At 69.2% G+C, this 26686-nt stretch carries 23 protein-coding genes; 14 read left to right on the top strand and 9 right to left on the bottom strand.

Translation table 11 applies throughout. The features are described from left to right. Together Q7S93_RS13700 and Q7S93_RS13705 are read right to left on the bottom strand one after the other, a co-directional pair. The gene (locus Q7S93_RS13700; protein ID WP_304714462.1) at window positions 1-1149 is read right to left on the bottom strand and encodes a PepSY-associated TM helix domain-containing protein; all 1149 of its coding nucleotides are present in this window, start codon (window positions 1147-1149) and stop codon (window positions 1-3) included. Between the two features lie 110 nt (window positions 1150-1259). After that, a complete protein-coding gene (locus Q7S93_RS13705) occupies window positions 1260-3416 on the bottom strand; it encodes a TonB-dependent receptor (protein WP_304714463.1) in 2157 nt (718 codons plus the stop codon). 144 nt (window positions 3417-3560) lie between these two features. Between Q7S93_RS13705 and Q7S93_RS13710 the strand changes: the two genes are divergently transcribed. Further along, complete coding sequence (locus Q7S93_RS13710) at window positions 3561-4697, top strand: OprO/OprP family phosphate-selective porin (RefSeq protein WP_304714464.1); 1137 nt, start codon at window positions 3561-3563, stop codon at window positions 4695-4697. A 16-nt stretch (window positions 4698-4713) separates the two neighbouring features. Here Q7S93_RS13710 and Q7S93_RS13715 read toward each other — a convergent pair whose 3' ends face one another. After that, a complete protein-coding gene (locus tag Q7S93_RS13715; RefSeq protein ID WP_304714465.1) occupies window positions 4714-5136 on the bottom strand; it encodes an EF-hand domain-containing protein in 423 nt (140 codons plus the stop codon). Between the two features lie 55 nt (window positions 5137-5191). Then, window positions 5192-5605 (bottom strand): hypothetical protein, encoded by a 414-nt coding sequence (locus Q7S93_RS13720; RefSeq protein ID WP_304714466.1) that lies wholly within the window; start codon window positions 5603-5605, stop codon window positions 5192-5194. A gap of 168 nt (window positions 5606-5773) precedes the next feature. Between Q7S93_RS13720 and Q7S93_RS13725 the strand changes: the two genes are divergently transcribed. The 13 genes from Q7S93_RS13725 to Q7S93_RS13785 all read left to right on the top strand — a co-directional run bounded on the left by Q7S93_RS13725 (window position 5774) and on the right by Q7S93_RS13785 (window position 20950). Next, window positions 5774-6508, top strand: coding sequence for a response regulator (locus tag Q7S93_RS13725; RefSeq protein ID WP_304714467.1), 735 nt, complete (start codon window positions 5774-5776; stop codon window positions 6506-6508). Beyond that, window positions 6505-7830, top strand: coding sequence for an ATP-binding protein (locus Q7S93_RS13730; protein ID WP_304714468.1), 1326 nt, complete (start codon window positions 6505-6507; stop codon window positions 7828-7830). The genes Q7S93_RS13725 and Q7S93_RS13730 overlap by 4 nt, the downstream gene beginning before the upstream one ends. A gap of 47 nt (window positions 7831-7877) precedes the next feature. After that, window positions 7878-8081 (top strand): hypothetical protein, encoded by a 204-nt coding sequence (locus Q7S93_RS13735; RefSeq protein ID WP_304714469.1) that lies wholly within the window; start codon window positions 7878-7880, stop codon window positions 8079-8081. A gap of 78 nt (window positions 8082-8159) precedes the next feature. Continuing rightward, the gene (locus Q7S93_RS13740) at window positions 8160-9083 is read left to right on the top strand and encodes a response regulator (RefSeq protein ID WP_304714470.1); all 924 of its coding nucleotides are present in this window, start codon (window positions 8160-8162) and stop codon (window positions 9081-9083) included. Between the two features lie 63 nt (window positions 9084-9146). Next, window positions 9147-9656, top strand: a complete 510-nt coding sequence (locus Q7S93_RS13745) for a GAF domain-containing protein (RefSeq protein WP_304714471.1) — start codon at window positions 9147-9149, stop codon at window positions 9654-9656. A 60-nt stretch (window positions 9657-9716) separates the two neighbouring features. Continuing rightward, on the top strand, window positions 9717-10853 hold the full coding sequence (locus tag Q7S93_RS13750) for a GNAT family N-acetyltransferase (protein ID WP_304714472.1): 1137 nt from the start codon (window positions 9717-9719) through the stop codon (window positions 10851-10853). An 8-nt stretch (window positions 10854-10861) separates the two neighbouring features. Further along, window positions 10862-11788, top strand: a complete 927-nt coding sequence (locus Q7S93_RS13755) for a glycosyltransferase family 2 protein (protein ID WP_304714473.1) — start codon at window positions 10862-10864, stop codon at window positions 11786-11788. 16 nt (window positions 11789-11804) lie between these two features. Beyond that, entirely contained in the window at window positions 11805-12716 is a 912-nt protein-coding gene (locus tag Q7S93_RS13760) for a hypothetical protein (protein WP_304714475.1), read from the top strand. Window positions 12717-12821: 105 nt separating this feature from the next. Further along, a complete protein-coding gene (locus tag Q7S93_RS13765; RefSeq protein ID WP_304714476.1) occupies window positions 12822-13994 on the top strand; it encodes an acetyl-CoA C-acetyltransferase in 1173 nt (390 codons plus the stop codon). A 161-nt stretch (window positions 13995-14155) separates the two neighbouring features. Beyond that, window positions 14156-14413: a hypothetical protein gene (locus Q7S93_RS13770; protein WP_304714477.1), complete on the top strand. Its 258-nt coding sequence runs from the start codon at window positions 14156-14158 to the stop codon at window positions 14411-14413. 99 nt (window positions 14414-14512) lie between these two features. Then, a complete protein-coding gene (locus Q7S93_RS13775; RefSeq protein ID WP_304714478.1) occupies window positions 14513-16534 on the top strand; it encodes a TonB-dependent receptor plug domain-containing protein in 2022 nt (673 codons plus the stop codon). A 203-nt stretch (window positions 16535-16737) separates the two neighbouring features. After that, complete coding sequence (locus Q7S93_RS13780; protein ID WP_304714479.1) at window positions 16738-19290, top strand: TonB-dependent receptor; 2553 nt, start codon at window positions 16738-16740, stop codon at window positions 19288-19290. A 175-nt stretch (window positions 19291-19465) separates the two neighbouring features. Continuing rightward, complete coding sequence (locus tag Q7S93_RS13785) at window positions 19466-20950, top strand: globin-coupled sensor protein (protein WP_304714480.1); 1485 nt, start codon at window positions 19466-19468, stop codon at window positions 20948-20950. Here Q7S93_RS13785 and Q7S93_RS13790 read toward each other — a convergent pair. The 5 genes from Q7S93_RS13790 to ccoG all read right to left on the bottom strand — a co-directional run bounded on the left by Q7S93_RS13790 (window position 20932) and on the right by ccoG (window position 26685). Beyond that, window positions 20932-22254, bottom strand: a complete 1323-nt coding sequence (locus tag Q7S93_RS13790; protein ID WP_304714481.1) for a PQQ-dependent sugar dehydrogenase — start codon at window positions 22252-22254, stop codon at window positions 20932-20934. The genes Q7S93_RS13785 and Q7S93_RS13790 overlap by 19 nt on opposite strands. Before the next feature lie 102 nt (window positions 22255-22356). Then, window positions 22357-22512 carry a cbb3-type cytochrome oxidase assembly protein CcoS gene (gene ccoS / locus Q7S93_RS13795; RefSeq protein WP_304714482.1) on the bottom strand — a complete coding sequence of 52 codons (156 nt, stop codon included), beginning with the start codon at window positions 22510-22512 and terminating at the stop codon, window positions 22357-22359. Further along, the gene (locus Q7S93_RS13800; RefSeq protein WP_304714483.1) at window positions 22512-24692 is read right to left on the bottom strand and encodes a heavy metal translocating P-type ATPase; all 2181 of its coding nucleotides are present in this window, start codon (window positions 24690-24692) and stop codon (window positions 22512-22514) included. The genes ccoS and Q7S93_RS13800 overlap by 1 nt, the downstream gene beginning before the upstream one ends. Next, the gene (locus tag Q7S93_RS13805) at window positions 24683-25168 is read right to left on the bottom strand and encodes a FixH family protein (protein ID WP_304714484.1); all 486 of its coding nucleotides are present in this window, start codon (window positions 25166-25168) and stop codon (window positions 24683-24685) included. Before Q7S93_RS13805 ends, Q7S93_RS13800 begins: the two co-directional genes overlap by 10 nt. Further along, on the bottom strand, window positions 25165-26685 hold the full coding sequence (gene ccoG, locus Q7S93_RS13810; RefSeq protein ID WP_304714485.1) for a cytochrome c oxidase accessory protein CcoG: 1521 nt from the start codon (window positions 26683-26685) through the stop codon (window positions 25165-25167). The genes Q7S93_RS13805 and ccoG overlap by 4 nt, the downstream gene beginning before the upstream one ends. Window position 26686 lies beyond the last annotated feature (1 nt).

The raw sequence follows: 26686 nt of genomic DNA on the forward strand, positions 1-26686 counted from the left end.
TCATTCTGCCGGCGCCAGGACGGGCCGATCGCGAAGCTGCGCCACCACCGGATCTGTGGCCGGCGCGCGCCTGCGGCTGAGCCACAGGTAAAGGCCGCTGGCCAGGACAATGATGGTGGCGATGTCGAGCAGGGCCCAGAGGATCTTCAGCGGCAGGCCGCCGTAATCGCCAAAGTGCAGGGGACCAGACAGCAGCAGGGCCTGGGCGTACCAGGGCATCGGCCGGATGGCGGAAAGCTCGCCGGTGCGCGCGTCGATCAGGGCCGGCGTCAGCAGGTGCTTGGTGAGCGGCGTCGCCCCCTGCATGAAGACGGCGTAGTGATGCTCGGTGGAATAGGCCACGCCCGGGAAGGCGACGAACTGCACGCGCATGCCGGGCGCAGCGGCCAGAGCGGTGTCCACCGCCTCCTGGATGGAGGCCTCGGCGCGGGCCGGCGGCAGGCCCTTATAGGGCGCCGTCATCTCCGACAGCTGGTCGGCCTGCCACAGCTGGATGATGGGTGTGGAGAGGGTGTTGATCGTGCCGGTCAGGGTCACGACGCTCAGCCAGGCCACGGTCACCACGCCCATCAGGTTGTGATAGTCGAGCCACTTGACCCGCGAAGACCGGCTGACCCGCACGACGCCGAAGTCCAGCTTGCGCATGAAGGGCGCATAGAGGACGACCCCGGACACGATGGCGGCGAAGGCCACCAGGCCCATGAAGCCCAGGAACAGCATGCCGGGCAGGCCCATGAACATGTCCACATGCAGATGCAGGATGAAATGCATCACCCCGCCCTCGGGGAAGGGGGGCAGGGCCGAGCCGCTTGTCCAGTCGAAGCCGGCGAAGTGCATCTCGTCGGCCGTCGCAGCCGGCGTCGGGCCGGTGGTGAAGTTCACCACGGGGCGGTCCTCGTCGAAGCTCAGATAGAGCGGGATCTCGCCCTCCCGCGCCGCCAGGGCGTTGGCCAGCATGGTGTCGAGGCTGAGCGTCGGCGTGCCGAGCGGCGGGGCCTCATAGACACCATGCGTTCCCAGCGCCTCGTCGATCTCCTCGTGGAAGATCAGCGGCAGTCCGGTGATGCACAGCATCAGCATGAAAGCCGTGCTGATGAGGCTGGTCCACTTGTGGACGACAGACCAGACGCGGACGGTGTTGCGGGTCATGCGGGAACGGCTTAGGGGCGGCTTGCGGTTGAGAATTGCTTTCAACTAAGCGGTTCTGCGCCGGGACGCAACGGACCATGCCGCTGCGTCCCGTCGTCAGGAGCCGATGATCAGAAATCAACCGAGGCGGACACGATGAAGGTGCGTGGGGCGCCCAGCACCAGATAGTTGGCCCCGGGATAGCCGCCGGCCGACTGCCAGTCGTCCTGGTCGGTGACGTTTTCCACCCGCGCGCGCAGGGTGACCGGCTTGCCCGAGACATCGAGGCTGTAGCGGGCGCCCAGGTCCAGGCGGGTCCAGGCGTCCAGGCTCACCGTGTTGGCGGCGTTCACATATTGCGAGCCGGTGTGGACGATACGCCCGTCCACCGTGAGGCCCGGGAGGGTCGGCAGGTCGTACTCGACATTGAGGTTGGCCTGGAACTCCGGGACGCCGATGACGGTCTTGCCGTCGAACGCGCCGCCCTCCGTGCGCCTGCGCTCGGCGTCGACGAAGGTGGCGCCGCCCAGCACCCGCAGGCCGAACATCGGCTCGCCGAAGGCGCTGAGCTCGATGCCCTGATTGACCTGCTCGCCATCGACCACGAAGAGCAGATTGTCGACGATGGCGCTGGGCTGGCTGATGCTGAACAGGGACACAGTGCCGCCGAAGGTCCCGCCGTCATACTTCACGCCGGCTTCGTACTGCTTGCTGCGGAAGGGGGCGGTGATGTCGCCGGGGTTGAGGATCGGGACGCCGCCCACCGCGCCGGGCGCGATCTGGCCGGGCGTGAGGGCTTCGGCATAGTTGGCGTAGACCGACACGGCGTCGCTCGGCTTGAACACCATGCCGACGGCCGGGGTGATGGCGTCCTCGGCGTACTGCGTATCCTGCACGCCGGAATTGTAGTTGAACGTGGTGGTTTCGATCTCCTGGTAGCGGGCGCCCAGGGTGGCGATCAGGCGGCCGTCCATGAGGGTGATCATGTCGGCGATGGCCAGGCTGCGGTTGTCCACCTTTTCGGTGACCTTGGGATCGGACAGCACGCCGCCGACGAAGAAGTTGGCGGCCGGCGGGGCCACGGCCACGGGATTGTAGAGGTCGCCGGCGAAGCCCGCGAAGTTGGAAAAGGCGTAGGCGTTGCGCGACTTCGACTGGATCGCCGAGGCCGAGACGACGACGCGATGCTCCAGGCCGCCGGTGCTGAAGTCGGCCCGGACGCCGACGTCAGCCGAGATGATCTCGTCCTCGCGGCGGTTGTCGAAGCGATAGGCGCTGGTGGTCCCGTCCGCTGAGGCGTTGGGGTTGGCCAGCACGTTTTCCTCCTCGCCGTCACGACCACCCACGGCGGCCCACAGCGAGACATTGGCGTTCAGATCGAACTCGCCGCGGACCACGCCAAACAGCTGGCGCTCGTCGGTGAAGGTCCAGGGCTGGGCGAAGTTGCTGTCGGCTGAGGGGGCGGCGGGCACGGCGCCGTTGGGGGTCACGCTGGGCCGCGGGGCGTCGATCCGGTGATCCTGGAATCCGAGGTCGGCGGAGAAGCGCAGGCGCTCGCCCTCATAATCCATGCCCAGGGCCGCCACCGACAGATCGCGGTCCTGATCGGCGACCGAGGTTTCGCCGTCGCGCTTAACCAGGTTCAGCCGGACGCCAAAGTCGTCGGCCGCGCCAAAGCGGCGGGCGACATCCAGTGCGCCATAGAGGGCGCCTTCGGTCTCATAACCGACCGTCGCCCGGGTCAGCGGATCCTGAGGCGCGCGCTTGGGGACCAGGTTGAAGGCGCCGCCAATGCCGCTGCCGCCGGGGGCTGCGCCGTTCAGGAAGGAGTTGGCGCCGCGGAAGACTTCCAACCGCTCGATCAGTTCGGCGGCCACGAACTGCCGGGGCAGGACTCCATAGACGCCGTTATAGGTCATGTCGTCGGAATAGACCGGGAAGCCGCGGACGACATAGAGTTCCTGGAAGTTGCCGAACCCCTTGGCGACCCGGACGGTGGGCTCGTTCTTCAGCACGTCGCCGACGCCGGTGGCCTGCTGATTGCGAACCAGTTCTTCGGTGTAGTTGGTGGCCGAGAAGGGGGTGTCCATTACGTCCAGGGCGCCGAACAGGCCCACCCGGCCGCCCCGGGCCACCTGGCCGCCGGCATAGACGGGCGCCAACTCCACCTGCGAGCCGGTGACCACCAGCTCGTCCACCTCGACGCCCTGGGCCAGGGCCGCCGGGGCGCCTGCGAGGACGAAGGCCAGGGCGCTGGCGCCGGAAAGCAGGGTCTTGAGGGCGGACATGAGCGGAGCCTTGGAAGTCGCGAGCGATTATGAAAGTCGTTCGCAATAACAGCTTGGCGGCGCTGCGGCAAAGCCCTTCCGGCGCACGGATATCAGCGATCGCCGCCCTGTGGCTTCGGCGCCATCTCATCTGTATAGGGAAGAATGCTCCGCACGATTCCCTCAGCCCTTGGGACGGGCCTGGTCCTGGGTCTATCGCCCATGGCCGCCGCCGCAGCCTTTGCCGCCGAAGGACCCAACCTGAGGGGGCGGCTGCAGTTCGACGCCCTGATCGCCAACAATGACGAGGGCTCCACCATCACGGGCGGAGAGGTGCGCAGGCTCTATCTGGGCGTCAAGGGCGACCTCTCCGACGAAGTCGCCTATGTGGCGGAGGCCGACTTCAGCGGCCCCGACGTCACCCTCCAGGATGTCACCCTGGCCTATCAGGCGACGCCGTCCCTCGAGATTGTCGTCGGCCACTTCAAGCCGCCGGTCACCAATGAAGACCTGACCTCCGACACCCAGACCCTGTTCCTGGAGCGCTCCGCCTATGTGGGGGCGATCGCCCCGGGACGTCGCGTCGGCCTGGCCGCCAACTACGTCCGTGAGCGTTGGGGCGTGCAGGGGGGCGTCTTCGGCGAGGCCAAGGACCGTGACCTGGACGGGGACGAAGGCGAAACCCGGCTGCTGGCCGTGCGCGCCTATGGCGACCTGCTGCCCGGTGAGGCGGCGATGCACATGGGCGCGTCGGCCTACGCCCTTGAGAAAGACACCCAGGATCCCACCGTCAGCCTGTCCCAGCGGCCGGAAAGCGGGCGCGCGCCCACCGCCTTGGGCACCGGCGACTTCACCGCCGATGCGGCGCGGTTCGTCGGGGTCGAGATGGGCTACGGCCAGGGGCCCGTGACCTTCCAGGCGGAGGGCGGCCTCATCGACTATGACGGCCCGGCGGCCAGCCCCCGGTTCGGCGGCTGGTCCGGCCAGGTCGCCTGGCGCTGGACCGGCGAGGCGCGGCCCTATGATGTCGCCTCGGGCACGTTCGGCCGGGTGCGTCCTGATCGGCCCTGGGGCCAGGGCGGTTTCGGCGCCCTGGAGACCGGCCTGAGGGTCAGCCGCCTCGACCTCGACGACGGGTCGATCACCGGCGGCGAGATGACCACCTATGGCGCGGTGATCAACTGGCTGCCGGTCACCCGCCTGCGCCTCTCGGCCAACCTGATCCAGGCCAGCATCGAGGATGCTGAGACCGGCGTCACCGATGAAACCCTGCTGACCGTCCGCGCCGCCGTCGACTGGTAGGCGAGGGCTCCGGCCCTCAGCGTCTGGCCGACCGCATCTGCTGCAGGCGCGCCTTGGCGGCGTCGCGCTCGGCGGCGGTCAGTATCCCGTCATTGTTGGCGTCGGCCAGGGCGAAGGCGACCGGCGGCGAGGCCAGCATCTCCTCACGCGTGAGGGCGCCGTCGCGATTGCGGTCGGCGGCCGAGATCATGCGCTGCAGATCGGCGCCCCCGTCCCCGCGGCGGGCGATCCGGGGGAAGTCCTGCATGCGGATGACCCCGTCCCGGTCGCGGTCGAGGCGGTCGAACCTGGCCGCGCGGCTGGCCTGGTGCTCCGCCATGGTGATCAGCCCGTCGCGGTTGGTGTCCGCATCGGCGAAGGGGTCCTGGGCCCCCATCTGAGCCAAGGCGGGGGTCGCCAGCACGGCGAAGCCGGCGGCCAGGAGGAAAAGACGCTTCATGGGCAGATCCTTTGATGTCTGGAGAGGGCTGGGATGATCCGGGGAGGGGCGGCGCCTAATGCGGGGGGCGCTGGACGGTCCCGGTCACCGTTGAGGTCTGGCCCTGGAGGCCGGTGCGGGCGCGGGCGTAGCTGATCGAGCCGTGCCCATTGTCCTGAACGGTGGTGGAGCGGCTCGCGGAGGCGCCGTTATTGAAGGTGCGGCTGGCCCCGCCCTGATAGACGCCGTCGGCCCAGCTGGCGTTACGGCTGTGGGCGGCCCCATAGCCGCCATGGGTCTGGACGCTCTGCTGCACGCCGACCGCGCCGGGCTGGCGGCTCACCTGGCGAGACTGGACATAGCCGGCGCCGGACGGCGCCTGAACGGCGCGCGTGCGGCCGTGCTGCCCGGCCTCGGCCGGCAGGGCGACGAGCAGGGCGGCCAGGCCGGACCAGGCGCCGGCGGCGAGGATGGCGTTGCGGGTGAACATGAGGGGGCTCCTTCGATGTGGGGCGACGGGCGTCCGTCGATGGCCCCATCAGAAGGCGGCTCCGAAACCCCTCTGTGACCGACCCGTGGCCGTCGGTGACGAAGTGTAACGCGAGCGCCTTGGGCCTAGGCGAAGGCGCTCGCCTCGGGCAGCGTGGCCAGCGCCGCCATGACCCCTGACAACACCTTCATCGCCGTCGTCGAGGACGACTCTGAAATCCGCGACCTGACCGTCGGCCTGCTCGCGCGGGAGGGTTACGAGGTGGGCGCCTGCCCCGACGTGCCGGCCTATGATCGCCTGGCGGCCAGGCGGCGGATCGACCTCGTCCTGCTCGATCTCATGCTGCCGGGGGAGGATGGCCTGTCGCTCTGCCGCCGTCTGCGCGCCCAGGGCGAGACCGCCATTCTGATGGTCACCGCCCGGGCCGATGACATCGACCGGGTGGTGGGGCTGGAGATCGGGGCGGACGACTATCTGGGCAAGCCGTTCAACCCCCGGGAGCTGGTGGCCCGGGTCAAGGCCGTCCTGCGGCGAACCCGCGGCGAGCCGGCCCGAAGCCCGCAGGCCAGGGGCGCCGAGGTCTATCTCTTTCAGGGCTGGCGGCTGGACTCCGGCAGCCGTGATCTGACCGCCCCCGACAACCGCCAGGTGGCGTTGAGCGGCGGGGAGTTCGATCTGCTCATGTGCCTGGTCACCCGTCCTCAAAGGGTCCTCAGCCGGGACCAGCTGCTGGACTGGACGCGGGGTCGGAACGCCGCCCCCTATGACCGAACCATCGATGTTCAGCTGAGCCGCCTGCGGCGCAAGCTGGGCGACCCGGTCGGCGGCGGCGGCCTGATCCGCACCATCCGGGGCGGGGGCTATATGCTGAGCGCGCCGGTGACCACCGAGGGCGGCCGGTGATCCTCGCCGACAGCCTCTCTACGCGCATCACCGGCATCCTGCTGGCCGGGGCCGCCGCCGTCCTGGCCGTGGTGGCCCTGGCCCTGGCCTGGCCTGCGCCAGACGGCGGCGCCGGCTTCTTCCGATTGCCCCTGCCGGCGGAGTCCGCCGCGATCGTAGCCGCCGTGGAGGCGAGCCAGGGCGAGGCCCGCCCCGCCGTGATCGGCGGCCTGGACGCCGTGGGCGTCGGCGTTCGCCTGTCGGCGGGGTTCCCTAGGCCCCTGGCGGGCGCCCGCCTAGTGGGGCCTGAGGACGATCGGTACCGGAGCTATGCAGCGGCCCTGGGCGATCGGACCTTCCAGATCGAAGAGCGACGTCGACTCCGGCCTGCATCCGGCGGTCGCCCGCGGGCGGTTGTGCGGCTGTCGGTGCGCCTGGACAGCGGCGAGGTTCTGGTCATTCAGCGGCGTGCGCCGGCCGGGGCGCGAGGCCGGATCGTGCGGGCCGCCCTGGCCCTGAGTCTGATCTCGCTCCTGATGCTGGTGATGTTGGCCCTGGCGGTGCGTCAGACCGCCCGCCCGGTCGCTGGTCTCGCCCGGGCCGTGCGGCGGTTCGGGGATGACCTGCAGACCGAAGACCTTCCCTTGCGCGGCCCGCGGGAGCTGCGCGATCTCGCCGAGGCCTTCAACACCATGCAGGCCCGCATCCGCGGCCTGGTGGATGACCGGACCCGGGTGCTGGCGGCCATCGCTCACGACCTGCGGACCTATCTCACGCGCCTGCGCCTCCGCGCCGAATTCATCGCCGACCCCGACCAGCAGGCCCGGGCGATCCGCGATCTGGACGAGATGGGCGCGCTCCTGGATGACACCCTGCTGTTCGCCGCTGGTCCGGGCCAGGCGCCCCCGCCGCTGAGCGACCTGCGCGCCGAGCTGGAGGCCCTGGTCGCCCTGCGCCAGGACATGGGCCAGGCCGTGCGCCTGACCGATGGGGCGGCGGCCTTCGCCAGGGTGTCGCCTCTGGCCCTGCGACGCATGGTGGGAAACCTGGTGGACAACGCCATCCGCTATGGCGGCGAGACCGAGTTGAGCCTCGCGCAGGCGGAGGGCCAGGCCATCATCATCGTGGCCGACCGGGGACCTGGCGTGGCGCCGGAAAATCTGGCGCAGATCCTCGAACCCTTCAGGCGCCTGGAGGTCTCTCGCAGCCGCGATACCGGCGGCGCGGGGCTGGGCCTGGCCATCGTGCGCGGCCTGGCCGAGGCCAGCGGCGGCTGGCTTACGCTCAGCAATCGTCCGGGCGGCGGCCTCCGCGCCGAGCTTCGCCTCCCCATCGCCCGCTAGCGGAACCCCTTGATCCGTCGGCCCGTTGGTCTGGCAAGGAGAACGCCATGATCAATCTGAGTTGGGAACTGCTCTACCCCGTCGGCGCGGCCCTGTTGGGCCTGGCCATCGTCTTTGGCTTGCTGCGCTATTATCGCCGGGACCGGCGGAACGATGCGGTCACCGAGGCGGCGACCCGGGAGGAGTACCAGCATCCCGAACGCTATGAGCGGACGGAAGACGAGTTCCGCGACAAGGTCCGTCCCACCTAGGGCGCCGTTAACCTTGACCATAAACCGCATCTCAAGTCCTGCCCGGCATGGTCTCGGCAGGACGGGGATCGGAAAACCATGCGGCGCAAGCTACCCAGCGCAAGCCTGACGGCGGACGACCTGAGCGGTCTGAAGGCGCTCGTGGTCGACGACCACGCGAACACCGTTCGGTTGATGGTCGATGTGCTGCGGGCCGCGGGCGTGGGTCAGGTCTATTCGGCCGGCGATGGTCTGAGCGCCCGCCATATCCTCGCCCGTCGTGATCCCGACCTGGTCTTCACCGACTGGCGCATGCCGCTGATGGACGGCCTGGACTTCACCCGGTCGATCCGGATGGCCGCGGTCAGGCCAGATCCCTATGTGCCCGACCCGGAGGTTCCGGTGATCATGGTCACCGGCCATCGGAGCGCCCGCGAAGTCGAACTGGCCCGTGAGGCCGGTGTGAACGAATTCGTGGTCAAGCCCTTCACCCCCGCGGCGCTCCTGTCGCGTATCCAGCTGGTGCTTAGCCAGCCTCGCCATTTCATTGTCAGCAACGGCTATGTGGGTCCCGATCGCCGCCGCAAGACCGAGTTGACCTATGCCGGCCCGCTGCGCCGGACCAGCGACCCTGACGAGGTGATCGACATCGTCGAGCGCCAGGCCGCCCGGGATACGATCAGCGTCGAGCTTGAGGCCATGCGCCGGCTGATCGCGGCCCGGGGCGGCGTGGACCGCGCCACGCTCCAGATGACCTACCGCGTCATGCAACATACCCGTTTCCGCGCCCGCCAGGTGCGCGACAAGATGCTGGAGCGCGCTTCCGACGCCCTGCTGTCCTACGCCAGCGAGGTGGGCGGCATGGAGCATTGCGAGGCCGATGTGGTCGATGCCCATCTGACCGTGCTGGGCCAGATCCTCGAAGCCGATGACCATGACGCCGTGGGGGCGGCCAAGCGCGTCCGCGGTCTCGAAGCCCTGATCCGCCGCAAGCGCGCCGCCCGTCAGGCCCTGGCGGCCTGAGCCCCTCCGCCGCGGTCGTTTGACGTCTCGTCCGGCCTGCCGAGATGAGCTAGGAAACCGGCCATGGCTGAAGCATTCAACGACCTTGTCCTGCCCACCGAAAAGGTCGCGCGCTACGCCGCCCTGGTGGAGGAGGTCGCCGCCGTCCTGGAGGGCGAACCCAATCTGACGGCGAAGATGGCGACGGTGGCGTCGATGCTGGCCTCCAGCTTCGACCACTTCTTCTGGACCGGCTTCTATGTGGTCGATCCTGACAAGCACGATGAGCTGGTGGTCGGCCCCTATCAGGGCAGCCTCGGCTGCATGCGCATCGCCTTTGGTCGCGGGGTCTGCGGGACAGCGGCGGCGACGGGCCGATCCCAGGTGGTCGATGACGTTCACGCCTTCCCCGGCCACATCGCCTGTGACGCAAGGTCAGCCAGCGAGATCGTCGTCCCGGTCTTCGACGCCGAGGGAACCCTGATCGCCGTTCTGGATATCGATTCCGAGCAACCGGCGGCCTTTGATGGAAATGATGACCTCTGGTTGAAAACCCTTATGGCGCAGGTGTTTGCGGACGGGCGACCGGCCTGAGGCTTGCAACAGCTCGGTCAGCTGATCCCACGCCGGGACAGCGAGACGAAAGAGCTGAACGTGGACGTCGAAACCCTCCATCCGGCCGCGCTTGAGACCCGAGACCTTGTCTCGTGGCGGCACATGACCGCGGCGCAGCCGGCCTTCGGCTCGCCCCTCATGGGCCCCGATTTCGCCCAGGCCGTCGGGGCGGTGCGCCCGGACGCCCGGGTGGCGATCTGGCGGCGAGACGGGCGTGCGGTGGGGTTCCTGGCGCATCATCTGCGCCCCGGCGGCCTGGCCCGTCCCATCGGAGCGCCGCTGTCGGACTATCACGCCCTGGTGGCCGCCGAGCCCTTCGACGCTCGCGCCGCCCTGGCCGAGGCCGGTCTGGGGGCCCTGCGGTTCCGCGGCCTGGTCGATCCCCTAGGCATGTTCGCCGAGGCGGCGAGCACCGCCCATGAGGCCTATGTCATCGCGCTGGAGGATGGCGCCGACGCCTATCTCGAAGCCCTTCGCGCCCAGAGCGCCAAGCGGTTCAAGAACTACCGCCGGCTGGAGCACAAGATCGAGCGCGAGGTCGGCGCCCTGAGCGTCGTGGCGCCGGACCACGACCAGGCCGCTTTCGACCAGATCATCGCCTGGAAGCGCGAGCAGCTGACCCGCACGGGCATGCACGACTTCCTGGCCCCGGCCTGGACCAGCCAGTTGATGCGCAACCTGTTTGCCGCCCGCGAGGGCGACTTCCAGGGGCTGATGATCACCCTGCGGATCGACGGCCGGATGGTGGCGGGACATTTCGGCGTCCGAGAGGGGGCGGTCTATCATCCCTGGATCGCCTCCACCGATCCGGAGATGGGCGCCTTTTCGATTGGTCAGCTCTTCCTGATCAAGGCCATCGCCGCCATGCCGAACCTGGGCCTGACCACCTATGACCTTGGGCCTGGGCATGACCACTACAAGGCCCCCTACGCCCTGCAGCGCCGCAGGATCGGCGAGGGCACGCTCACCGCCGCCGGTCCCTCGGGCTGGCGGGTGCGGCTGGGGGAGGGCGCCTGGCGCGTGGCGGGCGCCAGCGGCGGTCCGCTGGTCGGCCGGGTGCGGCGCCGTTTCGAAACCATCTCCGACGTAGAACTGACCCTCGGCGGCCGCGTGCGCGGCATGGCCGTCGCGGTCGCCGGCAAGGCGCGGCGCAGCGGGGCGGCGAGCGAAGGGTGAGGTCTGTCATGTCCGAACGGATCAGTATCGTCATTCCAACCCAGAGACGTCCGGCCGGACTGATGACGGCGGCCCGATCGGCCCTGGCTCAGCAGGGCGTCGATCCGGCGCGGCTGGAGCTGGTGGTGGCCGACAACGATCAGTCGCCCTCAGCGCAGGCCAGCATCCAGGCCCTGGCGGCCGAGGCGCCCTTTCCCGTGATCTATGTGCACGAGCCCGAGCCCGGGGTCGCCAACGCCCGCAACGCCGCCCTGGCCCGGGCCGGCGGCGACGTCATCGCGTTTCTCGATGACGACGAGGAGGCCCCCGCCGACTGGCTGGCGGGCCTGCTTGCGGTCCAGGAACGCTTCGACGCCGACGTGGTCTTTGGTCCCGTGCGAGGCCGGGCGCCGGCCGATGTCCGCGCGCATCGGGACTATCTGGAGACCTTCTTCTCCCGCTTGGGGCCGGCGGAGAGCGGGGTGATCGAAGACTATTACGGCTGCGGCAACAGCCTCCTGCGCCGGGCCGCCCTGAGCGATCCGACAAAGCCCTTCTCGGCGGTGCGCAACCATATCGGCGGCGAGGACGACCTGCTGTTTGGCCAGATGAAGGCCGAGGGCGCGCGCTTCGCCTGGGCCGCCGAGGCCTTCGTCTGGGAGGATCCGGTCCCGGCGCGGCTGACACTGGACTACACGATCCGCCGCGCCTTCGCCTATGGCCAGGGGCCCTCGGCCGCCTGCGCCGCCGCAAATCCGCCAAACCGGGCGGGTCTCGCCTTCTGGATGACCCAGGGCCTGGTTCAGGCCACCGTCTTTGGCCTGCTGGCCGGGCTGAAGTGGATCGTCCGCGCCCCCAGCTTCGCCGCCACCCTCGACCGCGCGGCGCGCGGCCTGGGCAAGACCCTGTGGTGGGGACCCTTTAAAATCGAATTCTACGGCCGAAGCGCCGTCTAACGGGAAGAGAAACCCCATGATCATTCAGGACTGGACGCCGGAAAAGGCCAGGGCTTTCGGCAAGCAGACCCTGTCGTTCGCGCACAATCTGCATGAACGCCCGCTGTTCAGCGACGAAGGGCTGGCGGCGGCTCTGGAGGCCTATCCGCGCAGCCGGCTGGGCGTCTTCACCATGGGCGAAGACCCCCGGGACTGGACCACCTGGCGGAAGGGCGTGGCCGACCACCTGTCGGGCGCTCAACTGCTCGAGGCCGCCATGGCCGGCCGCATCTGGCTGAACCTCCGGGAGGCAAACCTCTATCTCCAACCCTATGCCGACCTGGCCGACGAGGTGTTCGCCGAGAAGGAGGCGATGGCGCCGGGGCTGAGGACGTTCAAGCGCGATCTGGGCGTCCTGATCTCATCGGCCAACGCCCAGGTCTTCTACCATCTGGACGTGCCCCTGGTGTCGCTCTGGCAGGTCCGGGGGACCAAGCGGGTCTGGGTCTATCCGCCCAAGGCGCCGTTCGTCGGCGAGGAAGCCCTGGAGCGCATCGTGCTGCGTGAAAGCGCCGAGCAGTTCGCCTTCGATCCGGAATGGGACGCCGGCGCCGAGCAGATCGAGCTGACGCCGGGACGCATGGCGACCTGGGCCCAGAACGCGCCGCACCGGATCGAGAACGGGCCGATGCTCAATGTCTCGCTCTCCATGGAGTTCATGACGCCCAAGGCCCTGCTGCGCGCCAATGTGATCTACGCCAACGGCGTGCTCCGCCGCCGGGCGGGCATGGCGCCGCGGCTGGCCGATGGCGCGGGGCCGGCCAATCTCGGCAAGCTGGTCCTGGCCCGCGGCGCGAAGGCTCTGAAGCTGCAGACCGCGCATGAGCGCGTGCTGCCGGCCACCTTCCGGCTCGACGCGGGGCAGCCCGGCGCCGTCCTGCCGATCTGAGCTGGCCGATCTGAGGTGAAAAGAGGCCAGTTGGCTTACCTCGCGGCGCCTGCCTAGACTTCCGGAACGATGCGCCAGAGGGCGCTGAGACAAGGGAGCGGAACAATGGGCGAAGCCTATATCGTCGCGGCCGCGCGGACGGCCGGTGGTCGCAAGAACGGCAAGCTGAAGGACTGGCATCCGGTCGATCTGGGCGCCGTCGTTCTCAACGAACTGGTCGATCGCACGGGCATGGATCCGGCCCGGGTCGAGGACGTGATCATGGGCTGCGTCATGCAGGTGGGCGAGCAGGCCATTAATGTGGCGCGCAACGCCGTCATGGCCTCCAAGCTGCCGGAAAGCGTCCCGGGCACCTCGATCGACCGCCAGTGCGGCTCCTCGCAACAGGCCCTGCAGTTCGCCGCCCAGGCGGTGATGAGCGGCACCCAGGACGTGGTGATCGCCGCCGGCGTCGAAAGCATGACCCGCGTGCCCATGGGCTCCTCGGCTGCGCTCGCCGCCAAGGCCGGCATGGGCCAGTACAAGAGCCCGCGGATGGAGGAGCGCTATCCCAACATCCAGTTCTCCCAGTTCATGGGCGCCGAGATGATGGCCAAGAAGTACGGCCTGACCAAGGACCAGCTGGACGAGTACGCCTATAACAGCCACCAGCGCGCCATCGCCGCCACCCAGGCCGGCGCCTTCAAGGACGAGATCGTCGCCCTGAAGGTGAAGGACGAGGCCGGCGCCGAGAGCGAGCACACCGTCGATGAGGGCATCCGCTTCGACGCCAGCCTGGACGGCATTCGCGGCGTGAAGCTGCTGGTCGAGGGCGGCGCGATCACGGCGGCCACCTCCAGCCAGATCTGCGACGGCGCCTCGGGCGTGATGATCGTGTCGGAAAAGGCGTTGAAGGAGTTCGGCCTGACGCCCCTGGCCCGCATCCACCACCTGTCGGTGATGGGCCATGACCCGGTGATCATGCTGGAAGCGCCGCTGCCCGCCACCCAGCGGGCCCTGGAAAGGGCCGGCATGAAGATCGACGATATCGACCTGTTTGAGGTCAACGAGGCCTTCGCCTCGGTGCCCGTGGCCTGGCTTAAGGCGACCGGCGCCAATCCGGAAAACATGAACGTCAACGGCGGCGCCATCGCGCTCGGCCACCCCCTGGGCGCGTCTGGCACCAAGCTGATGACCACGCTGGTCCACGGCCTGAAGGCGCGCAACAAGCGCTATGGCCTGCAGACCATGTGCGAAGGCGGCGGCATGGCCAATGTGACCATCGTCGAGCGGCTCTAGCTGGCCTCAGGACTTGGCGCGCGGTCCCGTCTGCACGGGGTCGCGCGCCGACCTTGCGCGGCGCTTGGGCGAATCCACCGGAACGTCGGCGTGCCCCGCGCGTTCCCTAGGCCGTACCGGCAGATTTTTCGCCGGGCCCGGTAACCGGAGTTCCTGCGCCCATGAAGCTTTCCCGAACGACCGTCGACGATGGTTTGGTGATGTATGCCGGCGTGATCGAGAAGGTGGGCTACGAAATCCGCAGCGACGAGAAGATGAAGATCGGTAAGGGTGAGCTGATCGGTTCCCCTGAAGTCATGCGCGACGCTTTCCGCCATGGCCGGCTGACCCTGAAGCTCGCCGAAGGCTCCGATATCCGCATCCTGATGGTCGCCCACACCGAGGGCGGCGAGCGCGCCTATTTCGAAATCGAGACCTAGATGTCCGGCGGCCCCCGCCGCCTGAACGCGCTGGCCCCGCTCCCAGATTCCGGCCAAGCTGTCAAAAAACAATAAGACAGCCCGGGGAGGGGACAGGACGTGATCCTGACAATCATGGCCGCGAGCGCGGTCGCCACAGTGGCGCAGCCTGCGCCGGCGGTGACGCCTGCGGCCGAACGGGCGGTGATCGCCTATCCGCCTAGCGCGTTCGCCGAGGCCGCCCCCGACACCGCCTATGACATGATCCTGCGCCTGCCGGGCTTCGCCTTCGACAAGGGGGCCACCGTGCGCGGCCTGGCGGGATCAGGCGGCAACGTGCTGATCGACGGCCAGCCGCCGGTCTCCAAGAACGACGCCCTCGACGAACTGCTCAAGCGCATTCCGGCCGCCGCGGTCGCGCGCATCGAGCTGATCCGCGGCGGTGCGCCGGGGATCGATATGCAGGGGCGCTCGGTGATCGCCAATGTGGTGCGCAACCGCACCGACGGGGTGCGCGGCGCGGTGATGACCTCGGCCCACTTCATCAACGACGGCCGGGTGCTGACCAGCCTGCGGGCCGAGAGCCAGGCTGAGTGGCGGGGGCGCAGGTTCGAAGCCTCCCTCGTCTATGGCAAGGGACCCGACGATCTGCTGGGCGACGGGCCCCGCACCCGGTTTGGCCCAAATGGAGAGGTGCTGATCGCCTCGCTGGTGGACGCCGACGCCGGGGGCCTGCGCGCCTGGACCACCGGCGCCTTCGAGACGCCCCTGGCCGGCGGGCGCCTGCGGCTCAACGGCGCCTATATGCGCACCCCGGCCAGCGGCGAGATCACCGACCGCATCAGCCCGGCGGGCCGGGAGTACGAGTACTATACCAGCGTGCGTCTGCAGCAGGAGCTAGGCGCGCGCTACGCCCGGCCGATCGGGCCGCAGACCTCCCTGGAGGCGGTCGCCTTCCAGCAGTGGAACGACGTGGAGACCCTGGCCGATTTCGAGGCGCCGGGGCTGCGCCGGGATTTCGACCTGGACAAGGCGGTCACCGAGACCGTCGGCCGCCTGACCCTGCGCCATACCCTGAGCCCGGCCCTGACTGTCGAGGCCGGCGGGGAGGGCGCGTTGAACCGGCTGGAGAGCCAGACGGCCTTCACCCTCAATGGCAATGTCGTGCCCCTGCCGGCCGCCGACGTCGAGGTGGAGGAGACCCGCGGGGAGGCCTTCGCCACCCTGACCTGGCGCGCGAATCCGCGGCTGAGCGTCGAGGCCGGCCTGCGCCAGGAGACCTCGTCCATCTCCTCGGCCGGCGATGTGGTGCTGGAGAAGTCCCTGAACTTCACCAAGCCGCGGCTGGCCGTGGCCTGGTCGCCCGGCGGCGGCCGGCAGGTGCGGGTCCGCCTGGAGCGGGAGGTGGGACAGCTGAACTTCGACGACTTCGTCGCCGCCTCCTCGGCGGTCAGCACCGGCGCGGTGCTGGCCGGCAATCCCGACCTCAGCCCGCAGCAGGCCTGGGTCGCCGAGGCGACCTTCGAGCAGCGCTTCGACGGCGGGGCCGTCCTCGTGGCGACCGTGCGCCGCGCCGCCCTAAGGGATGTGATCGACCGCGCGCCCCTCTTTGTGGGCGGCGTGGCCGTGGCTGACGCGCCGGGCAATCTGGGGGACGGGACCAAGGACGAGGCGGTCCTCAACCTTACCCTGCCGCTGGATCGGCTGGGCCTGCGCGGCGGGCAACTGAAGGGCCAGGGGACCTGGCGAAGCTCGGAGGTGGATGACCCGGTCCTCGGCGGAACCCGGGAGATCTCGGGCCTGCGTCCCGTGGAGTGGGAGGCCCACTTCACCCACGACCTGCCCGGCCTGCAGGCCAACTGGGGGATCGACGCCACCGGGGGCTATCGGGAGAGCTACTATCGCCTGAGCGAGATCGAGACCCGCAAGGTCGGGATCTGGGTGGTGGTGTTCGCCGAGTACAAGCCCCGTCGCGACCTCATCCTGCGGGTCGAGGCGCAGAACCTCGGGGCGCGGAACGCCCAGCGCATCCGCGAGGTCTATATCGGTCCGAGGTCCGACGACCGCCTCGCCTATACCGATGTGCGAGATCTGGAATATGGCCGTGCGGTCTTTGTGCGCCTGCGAAAGACCTTCGGCTAACAGCGTTCGGGACGTCGCCGGACGAAGCGACGCTGCGGCCTTCAGACTGCGGCGCCCCCGCCACAATTCGCCGTCTTGTGCGGTGGCGAGCACGCTGGCCGGACCACCTTCATGGATTTGTCGCCGAACCGAGGCAGGGCGCTTGAGTGAGCGCGATCCTCCCATCGCGACTCTCGTGTTCTTCAAGATCACAGGGGATCGACATGACCATTTCCACCGCGCGGCTGCTGGCCGCTGCGAGCCTGTTCGCCTTGGGCGCGGCCGGCGCCGCCCAGGCCCAGGGCGCCACCCTCCTCGAAGAAATCGTCGTCACCGCCCAGAAGCGCGAGCAGCAGTCCCTGGACGTGCCGCTGGCCCTGACGGCGTTCGGGGCTGAGCGCCTGAACGATCTGCGCGTCCAGGACTTCGCCGACCTGTCGGCCTATACGCCGGGCTTCGAGGTCCAGGACCAGTCGCCCAACAACCCCGGCTTCGTGATGCGGGGCATCACCTCGGACTCCACCGACTCCTCGGCCGAGGCGCGGGTTTCGGTGTTCCAGGACGGGGTCTCGATCTCCAAGGCCCAGGGTTCCTATATCGAGCTCTTCGACCTGGAGCGGGTCGAGGTGGCCAAGGGGCCGCAGTCGACCCTGTTCGGCCGCGGCGCCCTGATCGGCGGCGTCAACATCATCCAGCGCAAGGCGCAGCCGGGCGTGTTCGACGGCTATGTCACCGGCCAGGCGGGCGACTATGGCTACCGCATGGCCGAGGGCGCGGTGAACATCCCCATGACCGACGCCGCGGCGATCCGCTTCTCGGGCCGTATCCGTCAGCGGGACGGCTATGTGGAGAACGCCCTGGGCGGCGAAGACTTTCAGTCGGTGGACACCATCGCCGGGCGCCTGGCGTTCAACCTGAATCCTTCCGACCGGGTGAACTTCGACTTCATCGTCAACTACCAGGAAGACAAGGCCGGCGGCACCGCCTTCAAGTCCGGCGGCTATTCCCCCACCGATCCGACGACGGGCCAGGTCCTGGCCTCCCGCGATCCGTGGGACGCCGCAGCCCTGGCGGCGCCGGCCAATTTCCAGGGAGGCATGGCCCTGGGCGTCGACCGCACCGTCTGGGGTGTGACGGGTCTGGCGACCATCGAACTCAACGACGCGGTGACCCTGACCTCGACCACGGCGGCCCGACGCTTCGAGTCCGAAGAGGTCTATGATCCCGACGGCGTCTCCCTGCCGATCCTGACGGGCCTGAACGACGCCATCGGCGAGCAGTTCAGCCAGGAAATCCGCGTGAATTTCGACCAGGGCGGCCGGGTCCGCGGCTTTGTCGGCGCAGGCGTTTTCCGCGATGACGGCCGCCAGCGCCTGCCGCTGCAGTTCGACGAGCGCATGGGTCTGGCTGTCCTGACCGGTCAGCTCAACGGCGGCGCGGCGGGCACGGGCCTGCCGTCCACAACGCCGGCCCCGGCGGCCCTGTTTGGCGCCACGCCCTTCACCGGCGCCCTGATCCAGGGGCTGGTGGGCCAGTTGAGCCGAGGCAATGTGCTGCTGTCTTCGGCCCAGGCCGCCGCCATCGCCGCCAACCTCCGCGCCAACCATGTGGAGGAGGCGACCAACACCAGCGAACTGACCTCCTATGACGTGTTCGGCGACGTGACCTTTGACGTCACCGACCGGCTCGAGCTGTCGGCGGGCCTGCGCTATACCCGCGACGACAAGACCACCGGCTTCTCCTCCCGCGTCGTCGGCGGACGCAGCGTGCTCGGCGGCGCCATCGGCGCGGCCCAGCTCGCCGCGGCGGGCACGCCCCAGGCCATAGGCCAGGCCCAGGCCATCCTCGGCGCGCTCGCCCTGCCGATCGTCCAGCAGATCCCCGCCAGCCAGCTGCCGCTGTTTGGCCTCACCTTCCAGCCGACCGCCGGCAATGGCGGGCTGACCGAGCAGGACCTGGAGAGCGACGGCTTCACCTGGCGCCTGGTGGGCCGCTACGCCCTGAGCGACGACGCCAACCTGTACGCCTCCTATGCCCGGGGCCGCCGTCCCGAAGTGCTCTCGGCCGCCGGTCCGGCTACGCCTGAGGGCGCCAGCCGCTTCGCCCAGGTCGAGGCCGAGACCGTCGATTCCTACGAGGTCGGGGCAAAGGCCGCGCTGGGCGGCCGGGTCCGCCTGGACGGCTCAGTCTATTACTACGACTACGACAACTTCCAGACGGTGGAGCAGCAGGGCACCCTGTTCGTCACCACCAACGCCGGCAAGGCCAAGGCCTATGGCTTCGAAGGCCAGGCCGAGGTCTCGGCGGCCCCGGGCCTCACCCTCTATGGGACCTATGCCTACAGCCACGCCCGGTTCGACGGTGGGGCCTATGACGGCAACAGCTTCCGCCTGTCGCCCGACCACATGGCCAGCCTCGGCGCTAATTGGGAGGTCGACCTGATGGGCGGCCGGTTCAGCCTGCGGCCGACCTATGTCTGGCAGTCGGAGATCTTCTTCGACGACAACAACGACCTGCCGGCCTTCCAGCAGCCGCCGTCGGTGTTCGTGGCCGACAATCTGCAGGACGAGCGTCAGGACGCCTATGGCACGCTGAACATCCGGGCCTCCTGGACGCCGGACGCCATGCCGCTCACCCTGGAGGCCTTCGTCAACAACGTCACGGACGAGAGCTACATCATCGACGCCGGCAACACCGGCGACTCCCTGGGCCTGCCGACCTTCATCGCCGGCGCCCCGCGGATGTGGGGCCTGGGCCTCACCTACCGCTTCCAATAGGTCGTACCGCCGGTCGCCGAACATTCGTCGACCGGCGGTATGCGACAATCCGTCACCTCCGTATGAACCGCAGTCGGGCAGGCATTTAAGGTCTCGTTAGTCATGGTCGCGCCATGTCGTGAACATGCCGACCACCTCACCAGGATGCGCCGGCCAGGCCATCTGGTGGAACGCTATGAACAAGTCTTCGCAGATTCAGGAACGGCTCGATTTCATCGGCCTCGACAGTCGGGCCGTCGAGCGGTTGCGTGGCCTGCGCGGCTTTCTGACCGAGGCCATCGGCCCGGCCCTCGACGTCTTCTACGCCAAGATCCGCAAGACCCCTGAAGTCCAGCGGTTCTTCACCAACGACGCCCACATGTCGGGCGCTCAGAGCCGTCAGGCCGCACACTGGGGGATCATCGCCGAAGGCCAGTACGGCGACGACTACGCCAAGGGCGTCCGGACCATCGGCGAGACGCACGCCCGCCTGGGCCTGGAGCCGCAATGGTATATCGGCGGCTACGCCCTGGTGCTGGAACAGCTGATCCACGCCGCCGTCGCCCGCCAATGGCCCACGCTCACCAGGCGGACCCGTCCCCAGGAGGTGGCCGAGACCGTGTCGGTCCTCGTCAAGGCGACCCTGGTGGATATGGACCTGGCCATCTCCATCTATCTGGAGGCGCTGGAGACCAAGCGCCAAGCCGCCGAAGCCGCCCGCCAGCTTGCCGAACAGCAGCAGGCCGCCGCCATGGCCGCCCTGACCGAAGCGCTCCGCGATCTGGCCAAGGGTGACCTGGCCAGCCGTCTGGATGCTGAGCTTTCGCCTCAGTTCGATGAGCTGAAGGCCGACTTCAACCAGGCCGTCACCAAGCTCTCCGAAGCCATGCGCATGGTGGCGGAGTCATCGGGGGGCATCCGCGTGGGCGCCGACGAGATCACCTCGGCTTCCGATGACCTGTCGCGCCGCACCGAACAGCAGGCGGCCAGTCTCGAGGAGACCGCCGCAGCCCTTCACGAGCTGACCGAGAGCGTCGGCAAGGCCGCCAGCGGCGCCCGAGAGGCCTCCAGCATGGTCAGTTCGGCCAAGGCCGAGGCTGTCCATTCCGGCGAGGTCGTGGACCGCGCCGTGTCGGCCATGGGGGAGATCGACTCCTCCTCCAAGCAGATTGGCCAGATCATCGGCGTCATCGACGAGATCGCCTTCCAGACGAACCTTCTGGCCCTGAACGCCGGGGTCGAGGCCGCCCGGGCGGGCGAGGCGGGGCGCGGCTTCGCCGTCGTCGCCTCCGAGGTCCGAGCCCTGGCGCAGCGCTCCTCCGAAGCGGCCAAGCAGATCCGCAACCTCATCACGCAAAGCGCGGCTCAGGTGGAGTCCGGCGTCGGGCTGGTGGCCGAAACCGGCGAGGCCCTGCGCCGCATCGTCGAGCGGGTCGTCGAGATCGACCGCAGCGTCGCCGAGATCGCGGCTTCCGCCGAGGAACAGTCCCGGGCCCTGGCCGAGGTGAACTCCGCCGTGAACCAGATGGACCACGTCACCCAGCAGAACGCGGCCATGGTCGAGGAAGCCACCGCGGCGGCCCACTCCCTGCGCCGCGAGACCGACCAGCTCAACGGCCTGGTGGGGCGCTTTGTCCTCGAAGAGGGGCCGGCCTCGGCCGCCTACCGTTCGGCGGCCTGAGGCGCTGCGGCGACCGGCGCCACCCGCCAGACGGCGCCGCCGGCGTCGTCGGTGACCAGCAGGGCGCCGCGGCCATCGACCGCCACGTCCACGGGCCGTCCCATGGCCTGGCCGCGTTCGTTGAGGAAGCCGGTCAGGAAGGCCTGCGGCTCGCCCTGGGGCAGGCCGCCGACGAACGGAATGAACACCACGCGATAACCGCTGAGCGGCTTGCGGTTCCATGATCCGTGCTGTCCGACGAACACGCCGCCGCGATAGGCCGCAGGGAAGGCCTCTGCGGTATAGAAGGTCAGGCCGAGCGACGCGGTGTGGGGGCCAAGGGCGTAGTCCGGGGTGATGGCGCGGTCCACCAGGTCCGGGCGCTGCGGCTCGACCCGCTCGTCGACATGGTCGCCGAAATAGGAATAGGGCCAGCCGTAGAAGCCGCCCTCCCGCACCCGGGTCATGTAGTCGGGCACGAGGTCGTCACCCAGCATGTCGCGCTCATTGACGGCGGTCCAGAGCGCGCCGGTGCTGGGCTCATAGGCCATGCCATTGGGATTGCGCAGGCCCGACGCATAGAGCTTGATCGTACCGGCCGCGGGATCGACGACCAGGATCGCCGCCCGGTTCTCCTCGGCCGCCATGCCGTTCTCGGCGATGTTGGAGTTGGAGCCCGAGGTCACGAACAGCCGCTGGCGGTCGGGGGCGGCGACGACATTCTTGACCCAGTGGTGATTGATCGGGCCGGCGGGCAGATCGACGACCTTTTGGGGAATGCCCTCCATCCGCAGCTGGCCATCGCGATAGGGGGTGGCGACTAGGGCGTCGGTATTGGCGATGTAGAGGGTGTCTCCCACCAGGGCCATGCCCTGGGGCCGGTTCAGACCTGAGGCGAAGACCTCGCGCATTTCGGCCAGGCCGTCGCCATCGGCGTCCCGCAGCAGCATGATCCGGTTGGGGCTGGGCTTCAGGGCGCCGGCATAGGCCTGGACCCGCTGGGCGATGCGATCCATCAGCCCTTGCGGCGGCTTGGGTTCTGAACTGGCTTCGGAGACCAGCACGTCGCCATTGGGCAGGACCAGCAGCCAGCGGGGATGGGACAGGTCGCCCGCGAACCGGGTCACCCCGAAGCCTTCGGGCGCCACCGGCGCGGCGCCTGCGGGCCAGCCCACCGCCTTGGCCGGATTGACCCTGGGCAGCAGGCTCTTTTCGGGCGACGGGATGTTCGGCTCCGCGCCGAAGCCGACGAAGGGCTCCTCCGATCCCGCAGAACATGCGGCGAGGGCGAGAACGCTGGCGACGACGATCAGGGCTTGGCGCATGTTCGAACCTCGTTATCCAAGAGGCGCGACCATGGCCGCCCCACGCCGCCCGGTCCAGAGGCCAGGTCCAGAGGCCAGGTCCAGGGGCGGCCGGGTTCGGGCTCAGCTGATCAGGTCGTCGGAGTCCTCGATCAGGATGCGCGCGGCGTCGCCGGCGGGGTCCTCGTACTGGCCATTACGCAGGGTCCACCAGAAGGCCGCGAGGCCGGACAGGCCGATCAGGACCGAGATCGGGGCGAGGATCAGGATGATGCCCATCAGCGACGCCCCTCGCCGTGCATGCGCAGGGCGTTGAGGGTGACGATCAGCGACGAGCCCGACATGGCCAGGGCCGCCACCAGGGGATTGACCAGACCCAACATGGCCATGGGGGCGGCGGCGACATTGTAGAGCGCCGAGAAGCCGAAGTTCTCCAGGGCCCGACGCCGCGCGGCTCTCGCCACATGGATGGCGTCCGGAACCGCGCTCAAGCCCGCGCCGGAGAAGACGAGGTCAGCGGCGTTCTGGCTGGCGTCCAGGGCCGTACCCGGCGCCATGGCCGCATGGGCGCGGGCCAGGGCGGCCGTGTCGTTGAGGCCATCGCCGACCATCAGCACCTTGCGGCCCTGGGCGGCCAGGTTGTCGATGGCGGCGGCCTTCTGCTCGGGCGTCAGACCGGCCCGCCAGTCGCCGATTCCCAGGGTCGACGCGGCCCGGGCCACGGGGCCGGAGAGATCGCCAGAGAGGATCTCGACGGTCAGGCCCTGGCGACGCAGGGCGGCGATGGTCTCGGCCGCATCCGGGCGGAGCTGATCGGAGAAGGTGAAGCGGATCTTGGTGTCGCCGTCGAAGGCGAACCAGAGTTCGGTCTCTGACCCCGCGCGGCCCTCGAGACCGACAAAGGCAGCCCGGCCCAGGCGGGCGCGTCGGCCTTGGATCACGCCCTCGACCCCCTGGCCGGCCGTCTCGACGACATCGACCGCTCGGGCGCCGGGACCGGCCTCGGCGGCCAAGGCGCGGGCCAGCGGGTGGGCCGAGGCCCGCGCCAGGGGCGCGGCCATGGCGATGGCGGCGGCGGGCGCGTCGATCAGGCGGGGTCGGCCTTCGGTCAGCACGCCGGTCTTGTCGAACACCACGTGATCGACCTCCGCCAGCCGTTCCAAAGCTGCGCCGGACTTAACCAGCACGCCTTTGCGGAAGAGCCGCGACGAGGCGGTGATCTGCACGGCCGGCACTGCGAGACCCAGGGCGCAGGGGCAGGTGATGATCAGCAGGGCCGCAGCCCGCAGCAGGGCCTCCCGCGGGCCGAGCCCCAGGGCCAGGCCGCCGAGAAACGTCAGGGCGGCGAGGCTGTGGATGACCGGCACGTAGATGGCCGCAGCCCGGTCGGCCAGGCGGACATAGAGCGACTTGGTCTGGGCGCCGGCCTCCACCAGGCGGGCGATGGCGGCGACGGCGGAATCCTCGGACCGCGCCAGGGCCAGCAGCCGCAAGGGACCCGACAGGTTCACCGCGCCGGCCCGGCAGGTGTCGCCTGGACGTACGGGCAAAGGCGCCGTCTCGCCGGTCAACAGGGCGTTGTCGAGTTCGGAGACGCCATCCTCGACGAAGCCGTCCACGGGGATGCGCTCGCCAGGCCGCACCAGCACCCGCTCGCCCACCGCCACATCGCTCAGGGGCTTGATCCGCTCCACCCCATCGGCCCCCAGCACCGAGGCCGCCGGAGCCTGCAGGGCCAGCAGGTCGGCTGCGGCGCTGCGGGCCCGGGCGCGCAGGCGGTGATCCAGCCAGCGGCCGATCAGCAGCAGGAAGAGCAGCGAAACCGCGGCGTCGAAATAGGCGTCGCGCCCATGCAGGAAGGTTTCCACGAAGCTGATGAATAGAGTCAGGATCACGCCGATGGAGATCGGCACGTCCATATTGGCCCGGCCGGCCTTCAGGGACCGCCAGGCGGACTCGAAGAAGGGCAGGCCGGCATAGATGGCGCAGGGCGTGGCGACGATGGCCGACAGCCACAGCATCATGGTGCGGGTCGCGGGACCCAGCTCCTGGCCAAACAGCCCCGCCCAGACCGGCACAGAGAACATCATGGCGTTGCCGGCGCCGAAGCCCGCCACGGCCAGGGCCAGGATCAACCGGCGGCTTTCCTTGTCGTGGGCCTCCACCGCCTGGGCCGGATCATAGGGCGTGGCGGGATAGCCCAGGCCTTCCAACGTGGCGATCACCCGGCCCGCATCCCCCTGGCTGGAGGCGAAGCGGACGGTCAGGCGGCCTTCGGTCAGGTTGAGGCGGGCGGCGGCGACATCGGGCAGCTCGCCGACGGTCTTTTCGATCTTCGACATGCAGGCCGCGCAGCGGGCGCCCTTGACCAGGAGGTCAAGCCGGGCGGGACCGCCTTCGGTTCGCTTCAGGAAGGCCGACAGGTCAGGCGCGACACTGGGGTTCAGGATTAACGCCATGTCAGTCTCCGTTCGGCCTGGAAGTCGCGTCCCTGAGGGTCCTTGGCCTGGATGGTCAGGTCCCAGGCGCCGACCACGGCCTCCAGCGTCGCCCGATAGCGGCCGGGCGCGTCCTCGGCGAGGATCAGGTCCTGCGCCCCGGCCTCGGTGGCCGGACGCTGCAGCCGCCCCTGGACCGCCAGTCCCTGGACGGGGCGCCCTTGGGCGTCGGCGATCTCGACCACCACCGAGGCGGCCTCGGCCCGAGCCGCCGCGCGCCAGCCCAGTTCGGCCTGCCTGGCCTGCTGGGCGAGCTGGCGGTTAAAGGCCAGGCCGTCCTCGTAGGGGGTGATGGACACCTCCCCGGGAAAGGTGCGCAGGGCCGCGGTGATGAAGACCGCATTGACCGCGATGATCACGCCGAAGAAGGCGCACATGGCGGCCAGCACGTGCCAGCCTCGGATGCGGAAGCCGTCGGGGGAGGAGATGTCGCTCATCGGGTGTTCGCCGCTCCGGAAAGGAAGGTCGTCTCGACGCTCTGGTCCGCATCACCGGCCCTTACGACGAAGGCGGCCGGCATGTTGGCGTGGGGCAGGGCTGTTGGCGGCGCCGTGACCAGGACCCGCACGGCGCGGATCTGGTTGGGTTCCACGGTGACCGTCAGGGCGCCAGGGGTGGCGTCCACGCCGGGGGTCTTCAGGCTGGCGCCGGCGACGCCCTCGAAGGCGATAGTGGCGCTCATGGGCTGGAAGGAGCGGTTGGCGATCTTGACGGTGTAGCCGTTGCGGATGTCGCCATCCTGCATCCGCACAAAGGTCGGGTTGCGGTCGCGCAGGACGTGAACGTCCATGGGACTGCGCCCCACCAGGCCCCAGATCATCAGGCCCGAAACGAGGACGAGGGCGGCGGCGTAATAGAGGGTGCGCGGCCGGATCAGGCGATAGACGGCCTTCTCTCCCTTGGCGCGGGCGGCGACGGCGGCGTCGGTGTCATAGGCGATGAGGCCCTTGGGGCGCTCGACCCTCAGCATGATCTCGTCGCAGGCGTCGATGCACAGGCCGCAATTGATGCATTCCAGCTGGGGCCCATGGCGGATGTCGATCCCCATGGGGCAGGCGACGACGCAGGCGTTGCAGTCGATGCAGTCGCCGCGACCGTCCCAGGTGGCGCCCTTCTTGTGCGGCGCCCGCGGCTCGCCCCGGTCAAAGCGATAGGTGACCTGCAGGGAGTGTTCATCGAGCATGGCGCCCTGGATGCGCGGCCAGGGGCACATATAGGTGCAGACCTGTTCGCGCATGGAGCCGGCCAGCACATAGGTCATGAAGGTCATGATCGCGCAGGAGACGTAGGCGGTCATCGGAGCCTGCCCGATCCAGAAGGTGCGGATCAGGGTCGGCGCATCGTGGAAGTAGAAGATCCAGGCGCCGCCGGTGCCAAAGGCGATCCCCAGCCAGACGGCGTGCTTGCCGCCCTTGCGCCAGGCCTTGTCGAAGGACCACGGGGCGGCGTCCAGCTTCATGCGGGCGTTGCGGTCACCCTCGAACAGCCGTTCGATGTAGATATAGAGGTCGGTCCAGACCGTCTGCGGGCAGGCATAGCCGCACCACAGGCGCCCGAACAGGGCGCTGGCCAGGAACAGGCCAAGGGCCGCCATCACCAGCAGGCCGGTGATGAAATAGACCTCCTGCGGCCAGAGCTGGATGAAGAAGAAGTAAAACCTGCGCCCAGCGAAATCCACCAGCACCGCCTGGTCCGGCAGGTCGCCGGGACGATCCCACCGGATCCAGGGGGTGACGTAGTAGATGGTGAGCGTCACGATCAGCAGCGCCCACTTCAGCCGCCGCCACGCCCCATGCACCAGCTTGGGATAGATGGGCGTGCGGCGCTTGTAGAGACCGCCGTCAGCGCCGCCCTTTTCCCGCGCCCGGGCCGCCGCCGAGCGTGGCGGCCTGGAAGCCCTGTCTTGGGACTCCTGGCCTTCGGGACGCTTGTTGCGGTCGATGACGACGGTCATA

The organism is Phenylobacterium sp. (assembly GCF_030646615.1).
Lineage (GTDB): Bacteria > Pseudomonadota > Alphaproteobacteria > Caulobacterales > Caulobacteraceae > Phenylobacterium.

What these genes read in the sequence shown, in the direction of transcription:
- Q7S93_RS13700 (WP_304714462.1), bottom strand. Translation starts at nt 1,149, where the DNA reads ATGACCCGCAACACCGTCCGCGTCTGGTCTGTCGTCCACAAGTGGACC.
- Q7S93_RS13705 (WP_304714463.1), bottom strand. Translation starts at nt 3,416, where the DNA reads ATGTCCGCCCTCAAGACCCTGCTTTCCGGCGCCAGCGCCCTGGCCTTC.
- Q7S93_RS13710 (WP_304714464.1), top strand. Translation starts at nt 3,561, where the DNA reads ATGCTCCGCACGATTCCCTCAGCCCTTGGGACGGGCCTGGTCCTGGGT.
- Q7S93_RS13715 (WP_304714465.1), bottom strand. Translation starts at nt 5,136, where the DNA reads ATGAAGCGTCTTTTCCTCCTGGCCGCCGGCTTCGCCGTGCTGGCGACC.
- Q7S93_RS13720 (WP_304714466.1), bottom strand. Translation starts at nt 5,605, where the DNA reads ATGTTCACCCGCAACGCCATCCTCGCCGCCGGCGCCTGGTCCGGCCTG.
- Q7S93_RS13725 (WP_304714467.1), top strand. Translation starts at nt 5,774, where the DNA reads ATGACCCCTGACAACACCTTCATCGCCGTCGTCGAGGACGACTCTGAA.
- Q7S93_RS13735 (WP_304714469.1), top strand. Translation starts at nt 7,878, where the DNA reads ATGATCAATCTGAGTTGGGAACTGCTCTACCCCGTCGGCGCGGCCCTG.
- Q7S93_RS13740 (WP_304714470.1), top strand. Translation starts at nt 8,160, where the DNA reads ATGCGGCGCAAGCTACCCAGCGCAAGCCTGACGGCGGACGACCTGAGC.
- Q7S93_RS13745 (WP_304714471.1), top strand. Translation starts at nt 9,147, where the DNA reads ATGGCTGAAGCATTCAACGACCTTGTCCTGCCCACCGAAAAGGTCGCG.
- Q7S93_RS13755 (WP_304714473.1), top strand. Translation starts at nt 10,862, where the DNA reads ATGTCCGAACGGATCAGTATCGTCATTCCAACCCAGAGACGTCCGGCC.
- Q7S93_RS13760 (WP_304714475.1), top strand. Translation starts at nt 11,805, where the DNA reads ATGATCATTCAGGACTGGACGCCGGAAAAGGCCAGGGCTTTCGGCAAG.
- Q7S93_RS13765 (WP_304714476.1), top strand. Translation starts at nt 12,822, where the DNA reads ATGGGCGAAGCCTATATCGTCGCGGCCGCGCGGACGGCCGGTGGTCGC.
- Q7S93_RS13770 (WP_304714477.1), top strand. Translation starts at nt 14,156, where the DNA reads ATGAAGCTTTCCCGAACGACCGTCGACGATGGTTTGGTGATGTATGCC.
- Q7S93_RS13780 (WP_304714479.1), top strand. Translation starts at nt 16,738, where the DNA reads ATGACCATTTCCACCGCGCGGCTGCTGGCCGCTGCGAGCCTGTTCGCC.
- Q7S93_RS13785 (WP_304714480.1), top strand. Translation starts at nt 19,466, where the DNA reads ATGAACAAGTCTTCGCAGATTCAGGAACGGCTCGATTTCATCGGCCTC.
- Q7S93_RS13790 (WP_304714481.1), bottom strand. Translation starts at nt 22,254, where the DNA reads ATGCGCCAAGCCCTGATCGTCGTCGCCAGCGTTCTCGCCCTCGCCGCA.
- ccoS (WP_304714482.1), bottom strand. Translation starts at nt 22,512, where the DNA reads ATGGGCATCATCCTGATCCTCGCCCCGATCTCGGTCCTGATCGGCCTG.
- Q7S93_RS13800 (WP_304714483.1), bottom strand. Translation starts at nt 24,692, where the DNA reads ATGGCGTTAATCCTGAACCCCAGTGTCGCGCCTGACCTGTCGGCCTTC.
- Q7S93_RS13805 (WP_304714484.1), bottom strand. Translation starts at nt 25,168, where the DNA reads ATGAGCGACATCTCCTCCCCCGACGGCTTCCGCATCCGAGGCTGGCAC.
- ccoG (WP_304714485.1), bottom strand. Translation starts at nt 26,685, where the DNA reads ATGACCGTCGTCATCGACCGCAACAAGCGTCCCGAAGGCCAGGAGTCC.